General features: G+C 69.7%; 6 protein-coding genes. 4 read left to right on the forward strand and 2 right to left on the reverse strand.

Annotation, left to right across the window (positions count from 1 at the left end; translation table 11 throughout):
• Positions 1-274: 274 nt before the first annotated feature.
• Positions 275-1,888 (reverse strand): amino acid adenylation domain-containing protein, encoded by a 1,614-nt coding sequence (locus ON23_RS26620; protein ID WP_245556119.1) that lies wholly within the window; start codon positions 1,886-1,888, stop codon positions 275-277.
• Positions 1,875-3,017 carry a tRNA modification GTPase gene (locus ON23_RS26625; RefSeq protein ID WP_245556121.1) on the reverse strand — a complete coding sequence of 381 codons (1,143 nt, stop codon included), beginning with the start codon at positions 3,015-3,017 and terminating at the stop codon, positions 1,875-1,877. Before ON23_RS26625 ends, ON23_RS26620 begins: the two co-directional genes overlap by 14 nt.
• A 400-nt stretch (positions 3,018-3,417) precedes the next feature.
• Between ON23_RS26625 and ON23_RS26630 the strand changes: the two genes are divergently transcribed.
• From ON23_RS26630 to ON23_RS26645, 4 genes are all read left to right on the forward strand, one after another.
• Positions 3,418-4,773: a lipase family protein gene (locus ON23_RS26630; protein WP_039781550.1), complete on the forward strand. Its 1,356-nt coding sequence runs from the start codon at positions 3,418-3,420 to the stop codon at positions 4,771-4,773.
• Positions 4,774-4,866: 93 nt separating this feature from the next.
• Positions 4,867-5,670 (forward strand): tRNA (guanosine(46)-N7)-methyltransferase TrmB, encoded by an 804-nt coding sequence (trmB, locus tag ON23_RS26635; protein ID WP_039781551.1) that lies wholly within the window; start codon positions 4,867-4,869, stop codon positions 5,668-5,670.
• Positions 5,671-5,672: 2 nt separating this feature from the next.
• Positions 5,673-6,428 (forward strand): NYN domain-containing protein, encoded by a 756-nt coding sequence (locus tag ON23_RS26640; protein ID WP_039781553.1) that lies wholly within the window; start codon positions 5,673-5,675, stop codon positions 6,426-6,428.
• Positions 6,428-9,593, forward strand: a 3,166-nt coding sequence (locus ON23_RS26645; RefSeq protein WP_083904251.1) for an MMPL family transporter, incomplete at its 3' end; no start/stop codon positions are given. The genes ON23_RS26640 and ON23_RS26645, both read left to right, overlap by 1 nt.

The following is a 9,593-nucleotide window of genomic DNA, read 5'->3' on the forward strand; positions in this document are numbered from 1 at the left end:
CTGAGATGTGCGGCGGGCCGGAAAACTGCCGAAACAGCTTTCAACACCAGGAAGGCCGCCGTTGGCTGTGGACATCCGCCCGGCTCGCCGAACAGCGCGCCCCGGCTGGGCGGCGTACGAGAACGAGACGGACACCCGGATTCCTTAAGTAAAGAGGTTAACGCGATGTGACGGTCGGTACGGAATGGGGTTGCTCACTCGGGACCCGGCCGAAACCTTCCCACCTCGGCGGCACCCCGGCTGTGCGGGGTGAGCAAACCGCGACCGGGCGGAATCACCCGGCGACCGCGGCCTCCAGGATCGCCAGATCGCGTTCGCAGGCGGCCACTCGAGCGGGCTGTTCGGCGGCGGTGCGGCGCAGTTGCGCCTCCAGCTCCGCGACCCGGCGATCGGCCTCCACCATGCGGGCGGTGCTCGCGCGCACCACCTGTTCGGTCAGCTCCGACTCCGCCTCCACCAGGGCCGTCGCCACCCGCTGCTCGAGCTGGGCCTTCACGTTGACCAGCACATCGGTCACCCATTGCCGCAGATGTGCCCGATCGGCCAGATGTCCGCGGGCCTGCACCACCCACCACGCGACGCCCGCGCCGAGTGCCAGGGTGACCGGCACCGTCGCATAATCCAACGCCGGCAGCAGCGACAACGGCGCAACGATCAACCGGCCGAGACCGAAACCCGCCGATGCGCCCAGGGCGATCATCAGCCGATCCTCGACACCGCGATGGCGGCGCTCCGGATCGGGGCCGACCCGGGGTGCGGGATCGGTCGGCGGAGCCGGCGAGGCGAGCGCGGGCTGCGGTTCCGAGCCCGCCACGGCCTCGATCTGGCGGGCCAGTTCGATCAGGCGGTGGCGGACCATGGCGTCGAGTTCGGCGGTGGCCTGATTCACCGCCGACTGCAGAAGTTCGGGATAGCCGCGCACCGAGCGGCGGTCGAGGCGGTCCAGATCGGCACGGGCGGTGGCATTGACGGTGCGGACGCGAACGCCCACCTCGTGCGTCAGATCGACCCGGGCCAGCTGCAGCCGATTGCGCAGGGCGGCCAGGGCCTGGGCCCGGCCACCGTCGCGCCCGGCCAGCGCGGCGGTGCGTTCGGCGCGCAGGGCGGCGACCGTGCTGCCCGAGCGCAGTGCCTCGATCTGGGCCAGTACCCGGGCACGGGTATCGGCGAGCACCCGTTCGGTGACACCGGCCAGTTGATCGGGGCCGCCCCGGACCCCGACCGCGGCACTGAGCTGGGCGTGCAGGGCGGCCAGACCGGAGCGGTCCAGCAGCGCGGCGTCGCCGTTGCCGCGGCCCGCGACGGCCAGCCGCGCCGAGACCGGGAGGATCTCGGGCTCGGCGCCGAGTGCCCGGGCCAGCATGGCGGTATCGCGATCCAGTACCGATCGCCAATCGGGATGAGCGTGAACTCCGTTCATGGCGAACAGGATTCGCGTTCCCACCGCCTGTAAGCGCGTCACCGGGTCGAGCAGTGCGGCGCCGACCGCGGCGCCCGGATCCACCAGCACCAGCGCCACCGCCGGACCACTACCGGGGCCGAAATCGGTGGCGGCGAGCAGAGTTGCCGGGTCGGTGACCGGGTCGGTGAGTGCCACGCGCGGTTCGAAGCGGGACAGTTCGGTGCGCAGCAGCGTGGTGTTGGCATCGTCGGGCCCGATGACGGTCACCGGAACAGGTTGTGCCACACCGGGTTCCGAACCCGCGACGGTAGATCCGTGCGGTGCGGCGGAATTCGGGCCCGGATCGGCCGGAACCGCGCGCAGCAGCGCGCTGCCCTGCGGATTCCACCGCTCGACGACGGCCAGCACCTCGGGATCCAGGCCGGTGCCGCCCGCTCGCCGACCGTTCAGCTCGACCGACGCACCGGGTACCTCACAGTCCGGCACTGCTCATCCGCTCCCACATCCGCATATATCCGTTGTGCAACCGGATCGCGGCGCGGCGGGCGGCGGCCGGCATATCGCTGGCGGCCACCGCGCGCCAGCGCTGGGCGCGGACCAGCGCGTCGTCGGCGTCCGCCGGCGTCGCGGACGGATATCCGGCCGCGAGATGGCGGACCTCCGGGCGAGCCAGACCGGCCTGCAGCGCGGTCCACAGCGCCTCGTCCCCCGCCAGATAATCCTCGATCAGGTCGCGGGCGCGCCCGCCGTCACCCTGCGGGATCGCGCGGGCGGCGATGCGAGCCAGATCGTCGAGCAGATCGCCGCCGCGCAGGGCCGCGATCTGTTCGTAGCGCTGATGCAGGCGCGCGTGCACCGGATCGATCCCGCTCACGGCGTGCAGCAACTGCAGCAACTGCTGCGGTCCCAGCTCCGGTTCGTAGCGCAGCGCGACCAGCGCGCAGCTGACCCCGTGCAGGCCCCAGCGCTCCAGCAGCGCCCGGCGATCGGCCACATCGGGCCCGGCCGATCGGTCGACGAACAGTTCCGGGGAGAGCGTGAGCTCGGCGCTACCACCGGCAGCGTGACGGCGCAGCGTGCGCAGATCGTCGTCGCTCGGGGTGCCCGCACGGGTGCGGACCGCGAGTTCGGCGACCATCGGAGCGACCGGAACACCCAGCCCGTGCGCCGCCTGATCGGCGGCCACCACCGCATCGCCCCAGCGCGAGCCCACGGCATCGGCCTTGTTGAGCACGACCATCGTGGTGTCGGGCCGCAAGGATTCGAGAACGCGGCGATCGGCGGCCTGCAGCGAACCCGCGAGCACATAGACGACGAGATCGGCGTCGAGCACCGGATCCGGCACGCCCGGCTGATCCACCGGCGCGGTCTCCTCGGCAGACATCAGGGCCAGCGCCCGCAACAGCGTCGATTTCCCGGCACCGGCCCGCCCGGTGACCTGAATCCGCAGCGGCCGCCGGAAGGCCACGGCCGCACTCGCCAGCTGATCGGCGATTCCCGGCGCGGACCCGGCGCCGATCCGCACCGTGGCGATGAGTTGCTCGAGTTCCGGTGTGGGCCCGCCGTGGTCGTTCACGAAGCCCGGCGAAGCGCTGGTTGCAGTGGCTCTCGACACGGGTGATACCCCCTTCCAGCGGCAAATTCTGTCAGAAGACGCGCCGGTTGTCGGCATCGACCGCGGATCCACCGGCACATCCGATCGCCGTTGCGCCACATCGAGATGTGTAATCGATCACATGAAACCGCTTGCCCGAGCCCGTGACCGGCGACGATGGCATGCGACTCGACGAACGCGACCGCTGAGCGGTACTGACGGCGGAATTGGGAATGTTTCCGGCAAAACGGTGGTTGTGCTTGTGTCACAGCATAATTCGACAGTGTCGGACTAACGGGTCACGGATTCGATCACCTACGCTGAAGCCGCCGGCGACACCGCCGGTGCGCGGCCGCGGCGGTGTGGACCCTGGCCGGCCGTGCGCCTGTGCGCCGGTCCCGTGGATCCGAAGGAGGTTGCGATGAGCGTCAGTGTGGACGTCATCGGTGACGACGGCACCGCCGTCGCGACGAAGAACGATCGGCCGCTGCCGCCGTCGCAGGACCCCTTCTATCGCGCACCCGCCGACATCGCCACCCACGCACCCGGAACCGTCCTGCGCAGCAGGCCCGTGCAGATCGCGCTGCTGGGCCTGATTCCGCAGCGCGTGACGGCATGGCAGTTGCTGTACCGCAGCAACGACCTGCACGGTCGTGCGGAGGTCGCGGTGACCACCGTGTTGTTGCCCGCCGATGCCGAACCGGGCGAACGCCGCCCGCTGCTGGCCTTCGAATCGGCGATCGACGCCGTCAGTGAGCGATGCGCCCCCTCCTATGCCCTGCGCCGCGGGGCCGTCGTCCCGGGCTCGATCACCCAGCTCGAACTGCTGCTCGTCGCCAACGCGCTGCGGCGCGGCTGGGCGGTGAGCATCGCCGACCACGAGGGCCCGGACGGCCGTTTCGGCGCGCCGCGCGAACCCGGCTACCGCTCCCTCGACGGCATTCGCGCCGCGATGCACTTCCGCCCGCTGGGGCTGAGTAACGACACACCGGTCGTGGTGTGGGGCTACTCCGGGGGCGGGATGGCCGGATCGTGGCTGGTCGAGATGGCTCCCACATATGCCCCCGAACTGACCATCGCCGGTGCGGTACTCGGCGCACCGGTCGGTGACCCGGGTGAGGTGTTCATCCGGCTGAACGGCGGCCGATACGCCGGCTTCCCGGCGATCGTGATCTCGGCGCTGCGCCAGGTATATCCGGCGCTGGGCGAGGTTCTCGACGGCCGCATCAGCGCCGCCGGGGAACGGCTGCTCGAACGGGCCGCCCAGCTGCCGCCGATCGTGGCGCTGGCCCGGCTGGCCGGTCAGGACGTGAGCAAATACCTCGACCGTCCGCTGGAGGAGGTGCTGAGCACCCCCGCGATGTGCGACATGTTCGACGATATGCGCCTCGGACAGCACACCCCGCACTGTCCGATCCTGGTGATCCAGCCGCTGCACGACCGCATCATCGACGTGTCGTGCATCGATGCGCAGGTCGAGCGCTATCGCGCGGGCGGCGCCGCCGTCGGCTATCTGCGCGACCGGCTGAGCGACCATTTCACGCTGTTACCGCTGGCCACGCCGCTGAGTCTGGAGTGGCTGGCCGACCGCATCGCCGGCCTCCCGGTCACCGACGCCGACACCGATACGCGGACCGTCTGGTCGGTCGTGGCGTCCCCGTCGCGCTGGCGCGGACTGGTCGAGCTGGCCGGCACCGCGGGCCGGATGCTCCTGGGCCTGCCGCTGGGCAAGCAGAGTGAACCGCAGCTACCCGACGAGCAGCCGCTCGCCGCCTGACGCCGGGCCTCGCACCCCTCGGCAACACAGCCTGACCCGGGATTTCCCTCCTCGACGCGGTCGATTGCGGCCCTGATCATCGAATACTGGACAATGGACGCCGTGAACGACGCCGCGAACGACACCGCTGGTAGCGACGGGGCCGGAGGCGGCAGCTTGCGTAACCACGAAGGCCCTGCCCCCGAGCGTGAGCCATCCCGCCTCTACCCGCGGGTAACGAGCTTCCGCTCGCGTCGTGGCGCGCTGACCGCGACCCAGCAGCAATCCTGGGAGCGGATGTGGCCGCGGATCGGCCGCGAGGTGAGCGACGAGCCGCTCGACGCCGCCGCCTGGTTCGGCCGGACCGCGCCGCTGATCATCGAGATCGGCTGTGGCACGGGGACCGCGACCGCGGCGATGGCCCAGGCCGAACCGCAGTTCGACCTGATCGGCATCGAGGTGTACAAACCCGGCCTCGCGCAGCTCGTGCAGCGGATCGAACGGGAGGGCATCGAGAACATCCGGCTGCTGCGCGGCGATGCCGTCGATGTCCTCGAACACATGATTGCCAAGGATTCGCTAGCTGGTGTGCGGGTCTTCTTCCCCGATCCTTGGCCGAAGGCGCGCCACCACAAGCGCCGGCTGCTGCAGCCCGCCACGATGACCCTGATCGCCAGCCGCCTGCAACGCGGCGGAATTTTGCACGTAGCCACCGACCACGCCGGCTACGCCGAACACATCGCCGCAGTGGGCGCGGGAGAACCGCAGCTCGTAGGCCTGAACGAGGCCACCGGCGGCGATGCGGAACACCCCGGAGCCGAGACGGTGATCGGCCTCGAACGCCCGGTGACGAAGTTCGAGAGCAAGGCGCATCGAGCCGGAAGCGCCATCACCGAGTTCATTTGGGGGAAGATCTAGATATGAGTCTCAGGGAGATGGCGCAGGCGGCCGACGAGGTTGCCGGAACAGTGCGCGGCGACGAATCCGACGTCGTCGCCGGTGCGGCGACCCCCGCGACGCCGGTCGCCGAACCCGCCGGTGTGCGACGGGTGCTGCTGGTGTGGGACGCGCCGAATCTGGATATGGGCCTGGGCGCCATCCTCGGCGGCCGTCCCACCGCGGCCTACCGGCCGCGTTTCGACGCACTCGGCCGCTGGCTGCTGGCCCGCACCGCCGAGCTGTCGGCCGGCAGCACGCAGCGCATCGAACCCGAGGCCACGGTCTTCACCAATATCGCCCCCGGGACCGCCGATGTGGTGCGTCCGTGGGTCGAGGCGCTGCGCAACGTCGGCTACGCGGTCTTCGCGAAACCGAAGATCGATGAGGATTCCGACGTCGACAGCGACATGCTGGCACATATCCAGTTACGCCGTGGCGGAGCCGGTCTCGCGGGGATCATGGTGGCCTCCGCGGACGGTCAGGCCTTCCGTGAACCGCTCGAGGAGGTCGCGGCGACCGGGGTTCCGGTCCAGGTGCTCGGATTCCGCGAGCACGCGAGTTGGGCTGTCACGTCCGATATCCTCGATTTCGTCGACCTCGAGGACATCCCGGGCGTGTTCCGTGAACCGCTGCCCCGGGTCAGCCTCGACTCGCTGCCCGACGAGGGAGCCTGGCTGCAGCCCTTCCGGCCGCTGTCCGCACTGCTCACCTCCCGCCCCGCTCAAGGAGTCGCTTAGTGTTCACCCGCTGGGGCGAGCTGGTCCACAAGTTCCGCTACACCGTGCTCGGTGTAGCGGTGGCCGCACTTCTCGCCCTGGGGGCGTACGGATTCGGTCTGGAAAACCACCTGAGCACCAGCGGCTGGTTCGACCCCGGAGCGGAGTCCTCGCAGGCCGCGGTGCTCAAGGACGAGGTCTACGGCCGCGATCACATGTCCGATGTGATCGCGCTATACACCGCGCCCGAGGGTAAGACCATCGACGATCCGGAGTTCGGGCGCAAGATCACCGAGAATCTCAACAGCCTGCCCCGGGAACATCCGGACCGGATCAGCAAGGTCAACGTCGCGTACTGGAAGACCGAGACCGGCGATTGGAGCGCGTCGGCCACCGGTAGCAAGGACAAGAAGTACGCGTTCGCGTCGGTCGCCATCAAGGGCGACGACGACACGACCACGATGAACAACTATCGCGCGGTCAAGGACGCCTTCTATATTCCGGGCGTCGACGTCCAGCTCGCGGGCATGCAACCGGTCGCCGGCACGCTGAACGACACCATCGCCTCGGACCAGAAGCGCATGGAGATGCTGGCCATCCCGGCCGTCGCGGTCCTGCTGTTCTTCATCTTCGGCGGAATCGTCGCCGCGGCCCTGCCGCTGATCATCGGCGGGCTCACCGTCCTCGGCGCCAATGGCATCGTCATGGCGATCACCCACGTCACCGAGGTGAACTCATTCGTCGGGGCCGTGGTGTCGATGATCGGCCTGGGTCTGGCGATCGACTACGGACTCTTCATAGTCAGCCGGTTCCGCGAGGAACTGGCCGAGGGCTACACCACCCGTCAGGCCGTGCGCCGATCGGTGATGACCGCCGGACGCACGGTCACCTTCTCGGCGACCATGATCATCGCCGCCAGCGCCGGCATGCTGCTGTTCCCACAGGGCTTCCTGAAATCGGTGGCCTACGGCACCATCGCGACCGTGCTGCTGGCCGCGCTGGCCTCGCTCACCATCCTGCCCGCGCTGCTGTCGATCCTCGGGCCGCGCGTGGACGCACTGGGTTTCAAGCGGTTCCGCAAGACCAAGACCGCCGAAGAGGTGGAGAACGGTTTCTGGGGCCGCACCACGCAGTGGGTGATGAAACATCCGCTGAAGGTGGCGGTGCCGCTGTGCATCATCCTGCTGCTGCTGATCATCCCGGTGAAGAACCTGAAGTTCGGCGGCATCAGCGAAACCTATCTGCCGCCGGACAATCCGACCCGCATGGCGCAGGAGAAGTTCGACGAGATCTTCCCGCTGCGCCAGACCGACCCGATCCAGCTGGTCATCACCACCCAGAACACCAGCGAGATCAAGGCCATCCTCGACGAGGCCAGCGGCGCCCCCGGACTCACCGATCCGTTCGGCACCCCGGGCATCCCGCCGAACGGCTCCGACGTCTGGGTGTCCGAGGCGACGATGGCGCCCGACGCGAACGTCGAGGACACGATCGCCTACCTGCGCTCGATCCACGTCCCCGACGATGTGGATCTGATGGTCGGCGGTCAGCCGGTTCTGATGCAGGACAGCATCGATTCGCTGCTGGATCGCATGCCGCTGATGATCGTGCTGGTCGTCTTCGTGACGACCCTGCTGATGTTCCTGACCTTCGGATCGCTGGTGCTGCCGATCAAGGCGGCCTTGATGAGCGCCTTGGGGCTCGGGTCCACGCTCGGCATTCTGACCTGGATCTTCGTCGACGGCCACGGCGCCGGACTGCTCAATTTCACACCGCAGCCGATCATGTCGCCGGTGCTGGTGCTGATCATGGCGGTGATCTACGGCCTGTCCACCGACTACGAGGTCTTCCTGCTCTCCCGCATGGTGGAAACGCGCGCCCAGGGCGCGAGCACCACCGAGTCGGTGCGCAGCGGAACCGCGCAGACCGGTCGCATCATCACCGCGGCGGCGCTGATCCTGCTCGTGGTCGTCGGTGCGTTCGCCTTCTCCGATCTGGTGATGATGCAGTACATCGCCTACGGCATGATGGCCGCGCTGTTCATCGACGCCACCGTGCTGCGCATGTTGCTCGTTCCCGCGACCATGAAACTGCTGGGTGACGACTGCTGGTGGGCCCCCGCCTGGATGAAGCGCATTCAGCAGCGCATCGGCCTGGGCGAACCCATTCTCGACGACGAGCGTCCCGGCACCGGCGAGGTCGTCGACCTGGTCAAGACCACACCGGTGACCGATCCCGTGACCATGCAGCTGCCACAGCTGCCCGACGGGACCCCGAAGGGTCCGCGCAAGCCGCGGCGGTTGAAGTTCCTGCGTGTCGATCCGGAGGCGCCGACCGAGCAGTTGGATCGCATCGATCCGGCCGCGACCGGCACCTCCACGCGCGCGACTCGCGCCAAGAGCCCGACGCCGCGCGCCGAGAGCCCCGCGCAGTCACGAGCCGACCGGCCTCGCGCCGAAAGTTCCGAACCGTCGCGGGCCGCGGGCACCGCGTCGTCGGCGTCGCGGAGTGGGGGGCCCACGGTACGGACCGGTGAGCCGGCGGAACCGCCGGCAGCGGACGCCGCTGCTTCGGCCGCCGGGACTCAGAAGTCCGACTCGTCCGCATCGGAGCAGCCGGGCAGGACCGAGAAGCCTCAGAAGTCGGGGAAGGCCGAAAAGTCCCCGAAGCGCAAGCGTTTCGGCCTCCGCCGCTCGGACTCCGGCGCAGATGCGCCGTCGGCCGATTCGGGCAATGCCTCGCCCGCCGACCACGCTGACGACGCCGCGGACGACGCCGCGAATCAGGCACCGCCTGCCGCCTCGAGCTCCGCCGACGCCGCCGCGGCACACACGCCGGCGGGTCCGGAGGGTGGTCGCTCGTCAACCCCGCCGCAAACGCCGGGCATCCGCTCCCCCCGCGTGCTGCCCCCGCCCGCCCGCCCGCAGCCGCCACGCGCATCCGGTGGTTCCGGTGTCATCGGCGCCGGTCCCTCCGCCGCGGACGAGGCGGGCCGTGCCGCGGGAACGTCCGAACCGGCCCGCTCGGCCGATGTCGGCGGCACGTCCGGCGTGCTCGGAGCGGCCCCGTTGCCGGGTCGCGCCGCGCCGAAGCCCGGACAGCCGCCGTCGCGTACCCCGGAACCCCCTGCGCCGCAAGCACCTTCGGCGCCGCCGTCGGTCTCGCTGCCCGGTTCGGATACCGCAC

This window comes from Nocardia cerradoensis NBRC 101014 (assembly GCF_000308535.1).
Lineage (GTDB): Bacteria > Actinomycetota > Actinomycetes > Mycobacteriales > Mycobacteriaceae > Nocardia > Nocardia cerradoensis.